Here is a 12,839-nt window from a genome sequence, read left to right as displayed (position 1 = left end):
CCGTGAAAAATTCGCTACAGGATAAACACGGGTGACCGACATCCGCACATTTCACCCATCGTGGTAAACAAGGTGTTAACCAAGCTTAAGAAGTTACGGCATTGCTGAAATACAGACGGTGCCCGTTCGGACCCGGCGCCGGGGGTGCGGCATAAGGTTTCGCAATCCCAGAACGCCCTTGCGTCATGCGGCGGCTATCGATATAGAATTGACGTAAACGTAAGAGGGGCGCCGTTCGTGCCTTTTGCGATGAATTAGTTGAAACCACGACTGGAAGCATGCCCCCGCTTCCACTCAGGCGTTGCAAGGTCCGAGACCGCGATGCCACGACAGGGGAAAGCCAGTGACTATGAAACTTGTTTCGCCCGGCGAAGCCGCGGCCAACACCAACAATATGTCTGCCGAAGCCAGTGAGGAGCTCGTGCGCATCGGCGAGATGGCCAAGAAATACGGCGTGACGCTGCGCACGCTGCGTTTCTATGAAGACAAGGGCCTGCTCAATCCGAAACGCGATGGGGCAACGCGCCTCTACACGCGCCGCGACAAGGCGCGGCTGAAGCTGATCCTGCTCGGCCGCAAGGTCGGGTTCTCGCTGCGCGACGTCAAGCAGATGATGGATCTCTACGATCCCACGGGATCCAACACCAAGCAATTGCGGCTGGCTCTCGACAAGTCGGAGAAGCAGCTAGCCCGCCTGCAGAAGCAGCGCGCGCTGATCGACGACGCCATCAACGAGCTGAGCGGCTCGATGTCGGCCGTGCGCCAGATGCTGTCCGAGCGTTCGGCCCCGGCCAGCGCCGCCAGCTGATTTTGCTCCGCAGCTCCCGGCGAAAGCTTTGAACTTAAGAGCCGCGCGGCCGCCCGCGCGGCTCTTTTTGTTTGACCCCCCTCGCTTTGCACAAAGCCATGCACCGCTCGTGCGACAGGCTGGCATAGGTAAATTTTGTCCCGGCGACAAAATTGACGTTTACGCAAACGTCAATTTTTGCTATGTCGCTTTCGACATTGGCCGGCGTGCCGCCCCAAACCTCAGGTTCGGGGCCCGATCTCGCGGCCAACACCCGCATGGTGGAGGAACACATGCCGATCTACAGGGCGCCGGTCCAGGACACGCTGTTCGTGCTCAACGAAGTGCTGGGTTATCAGCGATATTCCAACCTTCCCGGATTTGCCGACGCGACGCCCGACGTTGTCGAGGCGATCCTCGCCGAAGGCGCCAAGCTCGCCGAAAACGTTATGCATCCTCTGAACCGCGTCGGTGACATGGAAGGCTGCGTGCGCCATGAGGACGGCTCGGTGACGACGCCGAAGGGCTTCAAGGAAGCCTACGACCAGTATCGCGAAGGCGGCTGGATGGGACTGGCGGCGCCCGTCGAGTTCGGCGGCCAGGGGCTGCCCTATGCCGTGCACACCGCGGTTGCCGAATACATGGTTTCGGCCAACATGGCGCTGATGATGTATCCCGGCCTGACGCAAGGCGCGATCGCTGCGATCATCACACACGGCACCGACGAGCAGAAGGCGACATGGCTGCCGAAGCTGGTCGAGGGGTCCTGGACCGGTACCATGAACCTGACCGAGCCGCATTGCGGCACCGATCTTGGCCTGCTGCGCACCAAGGCGGTGCCGAACGGCAACGGCACCTACAAGATCTCAGGCCAAAAGATCTTCATCTCGGCCGGCGAGCACGACATGTCGGAAAACATCGTCCATCTCGTGTTGGCCCGTATCGAAGGCGCGCCGGCAGGCGTGAAGGGCATCTCGCTGTTCATCGTGCCAAAGCTGAAGCTCGATGCCTCGTGCAATCCGGGCGAGAAGAACACGCTCTCCTGCGGTTCGATCGAGGAGAAGATGGGCATACACGGCAATTCGACTTGCGTCATGAATTATGACGAGGCCGAAGGCACGCTGCTCGGTGAGGCCAATGGCGGCCTGAAGGCGATGTTCACGATGATGAACGAAGCCCGCCTCGGCGTCGGCCTGCAGGGCCTGTCGCTGTCCGAGATCGCCTACCAGAACGCGGTCTCCTACGCCAAGGACCGGCTGCAGGGCCGCTCGCTGTCGGGCGCCAAGGCGCCGGACAGACAAGCCGATCCGATCATCGTTCATCCCGACATCCGCCGCTCGCTGATGACCATGAAGGCCTTCAACGAGGCCGGCCGCGCGCTGGCGCTGTGGACGGCGATCAAGTCCGACATCGCCCACCGCTCCGCCGACGACAAGGATCGCCAGGCGGCCGACGACTATACCGGCCTGCTGACGCCGGTGATCAAGGGCGTGCTCACCGACAAGGGTTTTGACCATGCCGTCATGGCGCAGCAGGTGTTCGGCGGCCACGGCTACATCGAAGAGCACGGCATGAGCCAGTTCGTGCGCGATGCCCGCATCGCCATGATCTATGAAGGCGCCAACGGCATCCAGGCGCTCGACCTCGTCGGCCGCAAGCTTGGCCTGAATGGCGGCCGCGCCGTGCAGGCCTTCTTCAAGGACGTCGGCGAGTTCTGCGAGGAGAACCGCGCCGACGAGAAGCTGGCGCCTTTCACGAAGGCGCTGAAGAAGGGCCTCAACGATCTGCAGGCGGCGACCATGTGGCTGGTGCAGAACGGCATGGCCAAGCCCGACAATGCCGGCGCCGCGTCGACCGATTACATGCATCTCTTCGGCCTGGTGGCGCTGGGCTACATGTGGGCGCAGATGGCCAAGGCCGCGCTCGGCAAGACCGGCGCCAATGGCTCCCAATCTGTCCACGAAAATGGGGCTTTTTACGACAACAAGGTGGTGACGGCGCGCTTCTTCATGGAGCGGATCATGCCCGAGACATCGGCACATCTCGCCCGCATTTCCAGTGGTGCGGACACGCTAATGGCGCTGCCTGCGGAAGCGTTCTAGAAATGGCTGGCGTCCCCCTCCCCCTTGAGGGGAGGGTGGCCCGAAGGGCCGGGAGGGGTCCTTGCGTGCAGTGCGCCGGCTGGTTGGCGCTTTGGTAGGAGATGATCGCAATGCCCCAAACCCGCGTCAATTCCGAAGATAAGGTCCAGCACGTCATCGGCGACCCCACCCGACCGCTTCGCGGCCACCCTCCCCTCAAGGGGGAGGGGGACGTTGGCGCGGGAGAAACAGCATGACAAATCCAGCCGAAGTGCTCTCCTTGCCGAAGCCCGCCTGGGCGGCGGACGAGGTCGGCATGCTCTACGACATGGCGCACCGCTTCATGTCGGAAGAGATCGCGCCGCGCTACGACGAGTTCGAGAAGAACGAGATGGTCGACCGCGAGAGCTGGCGCAAGGCGGGTGCCGCCGGCCTGCTCTGCGCCTCTATGCCGGAGGAATATGGCGGCTCCGGCGGCACCTTCGCGCATGAGAGCGCCATCATCGAGGCGATCGGCCATGTCGGCGTCGACGGTTTCGGCATCGGTCTCCACAACGCGATCGTTGCTCCTTACATCCTTCACTACGGCTCGGAAGAGCAGAAGAAGAAATGGCTGCCGAAACTGGCGACCGGCGAACTGATCGGCGCCATCGCCATGACCGAGCCGGGCGCCGGCTCCGACCTGCAAGGCGTCAAGACGCGCGCCGAGAAGGACGGCAACCAGTACAAGATCAACGGTTCGAAAACCTTCATCACCAATGGCCAACTGGCCAATTTCATCATCGTCGTCACCAAGACCGATCCGGCCAAAGGCGCCAAGGGCACCTCGCTGATCGTCGTCGAGGCAGACGAGGCCGAAGGCTTCGAACGCGGCCGCAACCTCGACAAGATCGGCCTGAAGGCCAACGACACGTCGGAGCTGTTCTTCAATGATCTGCGCGTGCCGACCTCGAACCTGCTTGGCCACGAAGAGGGACAGGGCTTCATCCAGCTGATGCAGCAATTGCCGCAGGAGCGCCTGCAGATCGGCACCGGCGCGATCGCCATGATCGAACGCGCCCTGGCGCTGACCATCGACTACGTCAAGGATCGCAAGGCCTTCGGCAAAGCGATCATCGAGTTCCAGAACACCCAGTTCAAGCTCGCCGAACTCAAGACCGAGGCCACCATCGGCCGCGTCTTCTACAATGATTGCGTCACCCGCCACATCAATGGCGGGCTGGATCCGGTGACGGCGTCGATGGCGAAATACTGGCTCTCGGACCTGCAGGGAAAAGTCGTCGACGAATGCCTTCAATTGCATGGCGGCTATGGCTACATCAATGAATATCCGATCGCCCGCATGTTCCGCGACGCCCGCGTCCAGCGCATCTACGGCGGCACCAACGAGATCATGAAATTGCTGATCGGCCGCTCTCTCTGAGAGCGACGTCGGCAAAGCAAGGAGCAAGCAAATGGCTGAAGCTTATGTCTATGACGCCGTGCGCACACCGCGCGGCAAGGGCAAGAAGGATGGCTCGCTGCACGAGGTGCCGGCGGTGCGGCTTGCGGCCAGGACGCTTGAAGCGTTGCGCGACCGCAACGGCCTCGACACTGCAAACGTCGACGACATCATCTTCGGCTGCGTCGATCCGGTCGGCGAAGCCGGCTCCGTCATTCCGCGTGCCGCCGCCTTCGAGGCCGGCTACGACAACAAGGCGCCGGGCATGCAGATCTCGCGCTTCTGCGCCTCAGGCCTCGACGCCATCAATTTCGGCGCCGCCAAGATCGCTCAAGGCGCCGACGAGATCGTCATTGCAGGCGGCGTGGAATCGATGTCGCGCGTCGGCATGGGCGCCTCGGGCGGCGCCTGGTTCATGGACCCGTCCGTCGGCCTGCCCGGCTGGTTCGTGCCGCAAGGCATATCGGCCGATTTGATCGCCACCAAGTATGGTTTTTCGCGCGACGACGTCGATGCCTATGCGGTCGAGAGCCAGAAGCGCGCCGGCAAGGCCTGGGCCGATGGCCGTTTCAAGAACTCCGTCATACCGATCAAGGACCAGAACGGCCTCACCATCCTCGATCATGACGAGCATATGCGGCCGTCGACCGACATGCAGTCGCTGGCCTCGCTCAACCCGTCCTTCGTCATGCCTGGTGAAATGGGCGGCTTCGACGCGGTCGCCGTGCAGAAGCACCCTGAGGTGGAAGAGGTCAATCACGTCCACCATGCCGGCAATTCGTCGGGCATCGTCGACGGTGCCGCCGCAGTGCTGCTCGGCTCCAAGAAGGCCGGCAAAACGATGGGCTTGAAGCCACGCGCGCGTATCCGCGCCTTTGCCAACATCGGCTCCGAGCCGGTGCTGATGCTTACCGGTCCGGTCGACGTCACCGAGAAGCTTCTGAAGCGCGCCAAGATGAAGCTGTCGGATATCGACCTGTTCGAGCTTAACGAGGCCTTCGCCTCGGTGGTGCTGCGCTACATGCAGGCATTCGAAATCCCGCACGACAAGATCAACGTCAATGGCGGCGCCATCGCCATGGGCCATCCGCTCGGTGCCACCGGCGCGATGATCCTGGGCACGGTGCTGGACGAGCTCGAGCGCCGCGATTTGAACACCGCTCTGGTGACGCTCTGCATCGGCGCCGGCATGGGCACCGCAACGATTATCGAACGCGTCTGATTTTCGGCCGGAAGGAGAGAGACATGACTTATACAAACTTCACGGTCGACACCGACGCAGACGGCATCGCGCTGGTCACCTGGAACATGCCGGACCGCTCGATGAACGTCTTCACCGAAGAGGTAATGAACGAGCTCGACAAGATCATCGACCAGGTGGTGGCCGACGCCGCCATCAAGGGCGCGGTGATCACCTCGGGAAAGGACAGCTTCTCCGGCGGCGCCGACCTGACCATGCTGCAGAAGATGCTGGCCGTATTTGCCAAGGAGAAGACCAAGGACCCGGAGAAGGCGGCACAGCTTTTGTTCGACAATGCCGGCCGCATGGGTGGCTTGTGGCGCAAGCTCGAAACGTCGGGCAAGCCTTGGGTCTCGGCGATCAACGGCACCTGCATGGGTGGCGCGTTCGAGCTGTCGCTGGCCTGTCATGGCCGCGTTGCCGCTGACTCCGAAAAGGTCAAGATGGCCTTGCCGGAAGTCAAGGTCGGCATCTTCCCCGGCGCCGGTGGCACCCAACGCGTGCCGCGCCTGACCGACCAGCAGCAGGCGTTGCAGATGCTGACCACCGGCCAGACGCTGTCGCCGCAGAAAGCCAAGGCGATGGGGCTGATCCACGAGATCGCCGAACCCGGCAAGCTGATCGAGACCGCCAAGGCGATGATCAGGAACGGCCTGAAAGCCGTCCAGCCCTGGGACGAGAAGGGCTTCAAGCTGCCTGGCGGCCAAATCTATACGCCGGCCGGCTTCAATCTGTGGCCGCCGGCCATCGCCATCCTGCGCCGCGAGACCTACGGCAATTATCCGGCCGCCGCGGCGATCCTGAAATGCGTCTATGAAGGCCTGCTGGTGCCGTTCGACACCGGTCTGCGGATCGAACAGCGCTATTTCACCGAAATCATGCAGTCGAAGGAAGCAGCAGCGATGATCCGCTCGCTGTTCGTCTCGCTGCAGGAGCTCAACAAGGGCGCCCGCCGCCCGGCCGGCGTGCCGGAGACCAAGTTCAAGAAGATCGGTATTCTCGGCGCCGGCTTCATGGGCGCCGGCATCGCCTTTGTCACCGCCAAGGCTGGCATCCCGGTCGTCCTGCTCGACCGCGACATGGCGTCGGCCGAAAAGGGCAAGACGCATTCCGACAGCCTGATCTCCGATCAGGTCAAGAAGGGCCGCGTCAAGCCCGAGGAGAAGGACAGACTTCTGTCGCTGATCACGCCGTCGGCCGACTATGCCGATCTCGCCGGCTGCGATCTGGTGGTCGAGGCGGTGTTCGAGGATTCGGCCGTCAAGAAGGCTGCCACCGAGCAGGCCGAAGCCGTGCTGAAATCGTCGGCGATCTTCGCCTCCAACACCTCGACCATCCCGATCACCGCACTGGCCAAGAATTCGGCGCGGCCGAAGAATTTCGTCGGCATCCACTTCTTCTCGCCGGTCGACAAGATGATGCTGGTCGAGATCATTTTGGGCAAGAAGACCGGCGACAAGGCGCTGGCCACCGCGATCGATTTCGTGCGCGCCATCAAGAAGACGCCGATCGTCGTCAACGACACGCGCGGCTTCTACGTCAACCGCTGCGTGCTGCGCTACATGTCGGAAGCCTACAAGATGCTGATCGAAGGCGTTCCGGCGCCGATGATCGAGAACGCCGCCAAGGCCGCCGGCATGCCGGTCGGCCCCCTGGCCCTGACCGACGAGACGGCGATCGACCTTGCCCAGAAGATCATGAAGCAGACCATCAGGGACCTCGGGGACAAGTCTGTCGACCCCAGGCAGATGGCGCTGATCAACACGCTGGTCGACACCCATGGCCGCTTCGGCCGCAAAAACGGCAAGGGTTTTTACGACTATCCCGCCAAGCCCGCCAGGAAGAAGCTGTGGCCGGGCCTGAAGGATCTCTATCCGCAGCTGGAGGCCGAGAAGGTCGATTATGAGGAACTGCAGCAGCGCCTGCTGGTCACCATTGCGCTGGAAGCGGCCCGGGTGATGGAGGAAGGCATCGTCACCGATCCGCGCGAGGCCGATCTCGGGTCGATCCTCGCCTTTGGTTTCGCGCCATTCACCGGCGGCGCGCTGTCCTATATCGACGGCATCGGCGCCAGGGAGTTCGTCAGAATAGCCAAAGGCCTGCAGAAGAAATACGGCGCCGAGTTTAAGGCGCCAAAGCTGCTGCTCGACCTGGCCGAGAAGGGCGAGACCTTCTACCAGCGCTTCGATCCCTATGCGAAAGGCGAGGTGAAGAAGGCCGCTTGAGCTAGCGCCCCATGTACGTCTGAGGGCGCCTTGCTTGCATGATGGCCACGACAAGGCGCCGTGGCCCTTACGCGGTCGGCAGCGAAAGTCGGCTGGCTTTTCGCTGCCTGCCGACATCGACTTCAACCTCCATCTCAACAACGCCCGCTACATGATGCTCGCCGACCTCGCGCATGACCCCGAAAATCGGAATCGATTTTCGGAAAGGATCATGCGCCAAATCAAAATGCTACAGCGTCCTTGGCGCGTCCAATAGGACGCTTGCCCGCTCCGTTCAACCGCGACCGCCGACCGAGGCCGAGCGGGTTTGCATGACCTCCCACCAGGGATTGCGCAGCCTGCCCAAGGCAGTTTGAGGCATCCATGACGACTTCGCCGCACGCAGCTTTTTGAGAGATCGGGCCGCGCGCCGGTGGACAATCGGATAACCGCGCGTTAGAAGGAAAAGGTATTTTTTCCTGTTTTGAGGAGAGCGAATTGCTCTCGCATGACCGAGTTTGGGCAGCCATCGACGCTCTCGCCGAGCGCTATTCGTTGTCGGCCTCCGGCCTGGCCCGGCGAGCTGGTCTGGACTCCACCGCTTTCAACAAGTCGAAGCGGCTGTCCTCGGATGGGCGGCCGCGCTGGCCGTCGACCGAATCGCTGGCCAAGATCATCGAGGCGACCGGCGCTTCGCTCGACGAATTCACCGGACTGGTCGAAGGCCGCGCCGGGACAGCTTCGGGCTCGTTAGCCCCGCAGCGTTCGGCGGTGCCGCTGCTCGGCTTCGCCCAGGCCGGCGCCGGCGGCTTCTTCGATGATGCCGGCTATCCCTCAGGCCAGGGCTGGGACCTTGTCGAGCTTCCGGCACGGGCGACCGAAACCTCCTATGCGTTGAAGGTGCAGGGCGATTCCATGCTGCCGCTCTACCGCAATGGCGATGTGCTGATCGTCGAGCCGGGCGCCGCTACCCGCAAGGGCGACCGCGTCGTCGTCAAGACCAATGCCGGCGAAGTCATGGCCAAGGTGCTCGACCGCCAGACGACGAAATCGATCGTGCTGATTTCGCTCAACCCCGACCATCCGGACCGCGACATCGCGATGCGCGATGTCGAATGGGTGGCGCGGATCGTCTGGGCAAGCCAGTAGGTCTCGCGGTGCGTCTGCTTCAAATCCTCATAGCCCTCCTGGCGATCCCGGTGATGGTCGCCATTGTCGTCGCCGGCGGTCGCGCGCTGCATCGCGACGGCCCCGCCATTACTGTCGACCAGATCGACCCGGACACCGAGGCCGTGCCCGAGGAGCCGGCGACGTCGGCGATCCCCGAGGTCCAGCCCGTCAAGCCTCCGATGCACTCGCCTCAGGTGCATTCGAGGGCGATCGATCCCGAGGCCATCGCTCCGCCGCCGCTGCTGGTAGAAGAACTTGAACGGGTTGAGCCACGCGCGCCGCTGAGCGACCTGGCGCTGGCCGGGCCGCCCAAGCCGCGTGGGCGCAGAGCGGTCGACGACTGGGGAGGAACAAAACTGTTCCAGCCGGTCGCGGCCGCCGCCGGCCTGATCGAAGCCAATGGTTATTCCGTGACGGTCTCCGGCATCGACATCGTCAGGCAAGACGAGACCTGCACCGAGGGCGGCAAGTCCTGGGCTTGCGGTATCAGGGCGCGTACCGAGTTCCGGTCTTTCCTGCGCGGCCGGGCCGTTGCCTGCAAGGTGCCGCCGGAGGCCGACCGTGCGCTGATCGCCGCCGAATGCCGCATCGGCAAGCTGGATGTCGGCCAGTGGCTGGTCGAAAACGGCTGGGCGCGCGCCACGGCAGGCGGCCCCTATGTCGAAGCGGGCGACAAGGCGCGCGCCGCCAAGAAGGGCGTCTTCGGCGCCGCGCCCGATCTTGGCGGCCTGCCACCGGCGCCAACGCCTGTTGCGGCACCGACGGCGTCGCAACCGATCCTCGATGCCCCGGCGATAGACACGCCGCCGGCCGGGACGGAAATTACGCCGCCAGCTGACCAGCCAGCGCCCGCTCAATGAGCGCGCGGGTTTCGGCGATGCCGTAGAGGGCTGCGAACGAACCGAAGCGCGGTCCGCGTTCCTGGCCGATCAGCACCTGGTAGATCATCTGGAAGAAAGCGCCCGAGACACCAGGGCCGCCGTCCGGGCTCTTCTTCGAATGGTCCTGATAGCGTTCGATCTTGCGCGCCACGTTGAGCGAAGCGTTCTGGATCGCTTCGCCGTCGGCGCCGGCCGGCAGGCCAGCAAGCGCGTTGCCAAGCGCTTCCAGCGCCACGCGTTCGACATCGTCGGCCGGCCGGAAGGTCTTCGTCGGCTTCACGAAATCGTCGAAGTAGCGGATGGCGAAACCGACCAGCTGGTCGAGTTCGGGATGCGTCGCCGGCGTCACGCCAGATGCATGGCGCGAGATGAAGCCCCACAGCACATCCTTGTTTTGCGCGTTGGAGGCGCTGACCAGGTTGAGCAGCAGCGAGAACGGCACCGGCATGTCGATGGAAGGCGGCTTGCCGTCATGCATGTGCCAGACCGGATTGCCCAGCCGCTCCTTCCAGTCCTGGCGCGGATAGGCGTTGAGGAAGGTGTAGTACTCGTCGACGGCGCGTGGGATGACGTCGAAATAGAGCTTTTTCGCCTGCCTTGGCCGCTGATACATATAGAGGCCGAGGCTTTCGGTCGGCGCGTAGCGCAGCCATTCGTCGATGGTCAGCCCGTTGCCCTTCGACTTCGAGATCTTCTGGCCGTTCTCGTCCAGGAACAGTTCGTAGACGAAATGCTCGGGCGCGCGCCCGCCGAGAATGTTGCAGATGCGGTCGTAGATCACCGCGTTCGTCTGGTGGTCCTTGCCGAACATTTCGAAATCGACGTCGAGCGCTGCCCAGCGCATGCCGAAATCCGGCTTCCACTGCAGCTTGACCTTCCCGCCGGTCACCGAAAGTGTGGTCTCGGTGCCCTCATCGTCGAAGGTGATGGTGCCGGCCTTGGCGTCGACATGCTTCATCGGCACGTAGAGCACGCGCCCGCTCTTCGGCGAGATCGGCAGGAACGGGCTGTAGGTTGCCTGCCGCTCCGGCCCCAGCGTCGGCAGCATCACCGCCATGATCTGCTCGTAGCGCTCGGCGGCGCACACCAGCATCGCATCGAAACGGCCGGCCTTGTAGTACTGCGTGGCGCTGGCGAATTCGTAGTCGAAGCCGAACGTGTCGAGGAAGCGGCACAGCATCGCGTTGTTGTGGTCGGCAAAGCTCGCATAGTCGCCGCCGAACGGATTGGGCACCGACGAAAGCGGCATATGAAGATAAGGCTCGAGGGCTGCGCGATCCGGCACATTGTCGGGGATCTTGCGCATGCCGTCCATGTCGTCGGAGAAGCAGAGCAGCTTGGTCTTGACCTTGTTCCCGGTCAGCACGTGAAAGGCATGGCGCACCATCGAGGTGCGCGCGACCTCGCCGAACGTGCCGATATGCGGCAGACCCGACGGGCCGTAGCCGGTCTCGAACAGGACGGTCTCGGGAAAGTCGCCGCCTTTGTAGCGCTCGATGATCTTTTTGGCTTCCTCGAACGGCCAGGCCTTGCTTTCGGCGGCTGCCGCAAGCATTTCGGGGTTGAGATCGGCGATGTTTGATCCCGTCATGTCAAAGTTCCAGTCATGGGCCGGCTTCGCGGCTGGTAAGATTTTTCAACCGGGTCTCTAGGCGCGACAGGGCGGAGCGTCAACGATATCAGGCGTTTTCGTTGCGACGGCGCCGTGGCGTCCCTACCTTCGACCCTCACTATCAAGGAGTTTTGAATGCCGTTGCCGTCCACCCATGAAGCCCTGATCTACCTGATGGTCATCACCTCGGCTTCCGATCGCAACATGACCGATATCGAACTGGCGCGCATCGGCGACGTCGTCCGCAGCTGGCCGGTGTTCGAGGATTTCAAGCAGGACAGGCTGATCGCCATTGCGCAGGACTGCCAGAAGATGCTGCATGAAAAGGATGGATTGGAAGGCGTGCTCGAGCGTGTCGCCGAGACTTTGCCCGAGCGGTTGCGCGACACCGCTTATGCCGCCGCCTTCGAAGTTGCCGCCGTCGATCTCGAAATGCGCATGGAGGAATTGCGGGTGCTGCAGTTGATCCGGCGTGAGCTCGATCTCGACACGCTGACCGCCGCAGCCATCGCGCGCGGGGCGAAGGCCCGCCTGCGCACGCTGACCTGATCCAGCCCCTAGAGGAAGCTGACCGGGACCGGATCAGAAAAAGCTGACCGGGAAATAGCGCAGGTAGAATTCGGCGAAGGTGCCTTTCACCGATATCTCCTGCAGCGCGTAGTCCATGGCTGCGGCCAGCGCTGGGTCGCTGGCCCGGGTGGCAATGGTCATGCCGGACCCCAGATATTCCGGCGCCAGGTAGGGTCCACCGGCGAAGCGGCAGCAACCGGCGGCGTCCGTGCCGCCCAGCCAGAAGGAAAAGCGCATGCCGTCGCCGAAGGCGGCATCGATCTTGGCGCTCTTCAAGTCGCTGTAGAGGTCTTCCGGCCGTTGAAAGCGGATGATCTGCACGGTGCCGAAATAATCGCGCAGCATCTTTTCATGCGCCGAGCCGGCCAGCACGCCGACCCGCTTCGAGCGCAATTTGTCGAGGATCGGCTCGGCGAAGGCCTTGGTCTTCGGCATGATGAAGCGCGCCGGAAACTGTAGATAGGAGCGCGAAAAGCTGTACTTCGCCCGCGTCTCCGGCGTTGCGGCGATGCCGGCGATGATCGCCTCGCCTTCGCCCTTCTGCAACGCGTCGTCGAGTTCGGCCCAGGGCAGCGCCTGGATCTGGCATTTGTCGGCGATGTCGAGTTCGGCGCAAATCGCCCGCGCCAGGTCGATGTGGAAGCCGGACAGTCGGCCCGTGCCGTCGAGAAAATTGAAGGGCGGGAAATCGGTTGTGGTGAGGAACCTGAGCCTCGGCAGCGCCGCAAGGTCCGGCTTCGGCAGCCGCTCCTTGGCATCCCAAAGCACCGGCACCTGCGGTTCCGCTGCCCGCACAGCGCCGGCAAACGGCTGCACTCCGATCAGCATCGACAGCAAGGCGATGGTTATCCAG

10 protein-coding genes and 1 pseudogene are annotated in these 12,839 nt (G+C 63.2%); 9 read left to right on the top strand and 2 right to left on the bottom strand.

Annotation, left to right across the window (positions count from 1 at the left end; all coding sequences use genetic code 11):
* The first annotated feature begins 349 nt into the window (after window positions 1-349).
* The 8 genes and pseudogenes from NKJ57_RS12290 to NKJ57_RS12260 all read left to right on the top strand — a co-directional run bounded on the left by NKJ57_RS12290 (window position 350) and on the right by NKJ57_RS12260 (window position 9,783).
* Window positions 350-808, top strand: coding sequence for a MerR family transcriptional regulator (locus NKJ57_RS12290; RefSeq protein ID WP_023669610.1), 459 nt, complete (start codon window positions 350-352; stop codon window positions 806-808).
* 272 nt (window positions 809-1,080) lie between these two features.
* On the top strand, window positions 1,081-2,889 hold the full coding sequence (locus NKJ57_RS12285; RefSeq protein ID WP_352510946.1) for an acyl-CoA dehydrogenase: 1,809 nt from the start codon (window positions 1,081-1,083) through the stop codon (window positions 2,887-2,889).
* 232 nt (window positions 2,890-3,121) lie between these two features.
* A complete protein-coding gene (locus NKJ57_RS12280) occupies window positions 3,122-4,291 on the top strand; it encodes an acyl-CoA dehydrogenase family protein (RefSeq protein ID WP_352510945.1) in 1,170 nt (389 codons plus the stop codon).
* A gap of 31 nt (window positions 4,292-4,322) precedes the next feature.
* The gene (locus NKJ57_RS12275; RefSeq protein WP_023669613.1) at window positions 4,323-5,531 is read left to right on the top strand and encodes an acetyl-CoA C-acetyltransferase; all 1,209 of its coding nucleotides are present in this window, start codon (window positions 4,323-4,325) and stop codon (window positions 5,529-5,531) included.
* 23 nt (window positions 5,532-5,554) lie between these two features.
* The gene (locus NKJ57_RS12270) at window positions 5,555-7,774 is read left to right on the top strand and encodes a 3-hydroxyacyl-CoA dehydrogenase NAD-binding domain-containing protein (protein ID WP_352510944.1); all 2,220 of its coding nucleotides are present in this window, start codon (window positions 5,555-5,557) and stop codon (window positions 7,772-7,774) included.
* A 38-nt stretch (window positions 7,775-7,812) separates the two neighbouring features.
* A pseudogene (locus NKJ57_RS30900) lies at window positions 7,813-7,943 on the top strand (thioesterase family protein); the annotation flags it as partial.
* A 308-nt stretch (window positions 7,944-8,251) separates the two neighbouring features.
* A complete protein-coding gene (locus tag NKJ57_RS12265) occupies window positions 8,252-8,902 on the top strand; it encodes a S24 family peptidase (protein ID WP_352510943.1) in 651 nt (216 codons plus the stop codon).
* An 8-nt stretch (window positions 8,903-8,910) separates the two neighbouring features.
* Window positions 8,911-9,783, top strand: coding sequence for a thermonuclease family protein (locus NKJ57_RS12260; RefSeq protein WP_352510942.1), 873 nt, complete (start codon window positions 8,911-8,913; stop codon window positions 9,781-9,783).
* Here the strand turns inward: NKJ57_RS12260 and NKJ57_RS12255 are convergent.
* Entirely contained in the window at window positions 9,746-11,395 is a 1,650-nt protein-coding gene (locus NKJ57_RS12255) for a lysine--tRNA ligase (RefSeq protein ID WP_352510941.1), read from the bottom strand. The two genes, NKJ57_RS12260 and NKJ57_RS12255, sit on opposite strands and share 38 nt — an antisense overlap.
* A gap of 156 nt (window positions 11,396-11,551) precedes the next feature.
* Here NKJ57_RS12255 and NKJ57_RS12250 point away from each other — a divergent pair, with 156 nt between their 5' ends.
* Window positions 11,552-11,965 (top strand): tellurite resistance TerB family protein, encoded by a 414-nt coding sequence (locus tag NKJ57_RS12250; RefSeq protein ID WP_352510940.1) that lies wholly within the window; start codon window positions 11,552-11,554, stop codon window positions 11,963-11,965.
* A gap of 33 nt (window positions 11,966-11,998) precedes the next feature.
* Here the strand turns inward: NKJ57_RS12250 and NKJ57_RS12245 are convergent, their stop codons facing one another.
* Window positions 11,999-12,814 carry an ABC transporter substrate-binding protein gene (locus NKJ57_RS12245; RefSeq protein ID WP_050586840.1) on the bottom strand — a complete coding sequence of 272 codons (816 nt, stop codon included), beginning with the start codon at window positions 12,812-12,814 and terminating at the stop codon, window positions 11,999-12,001.
* Window positions 12,815-12,839: the final 25 nt, after the last annotated feature.

This window comes from Mesorhizobium sp. M0077 (genome assembly GCF_040322955.1).
In the GTDB taxonomy this organism is placed as follows: Bacteria; Pseudomonadota; Alphaproteobacteria; order Rhizobiales; family Rhizobiaceae; genus Mesorhizobium.
The sequence above is the reverse complement of the archived record's forward strand: the minus strand, read 5'-3'. Positions and strand labels throughout refer to the sequence as shown.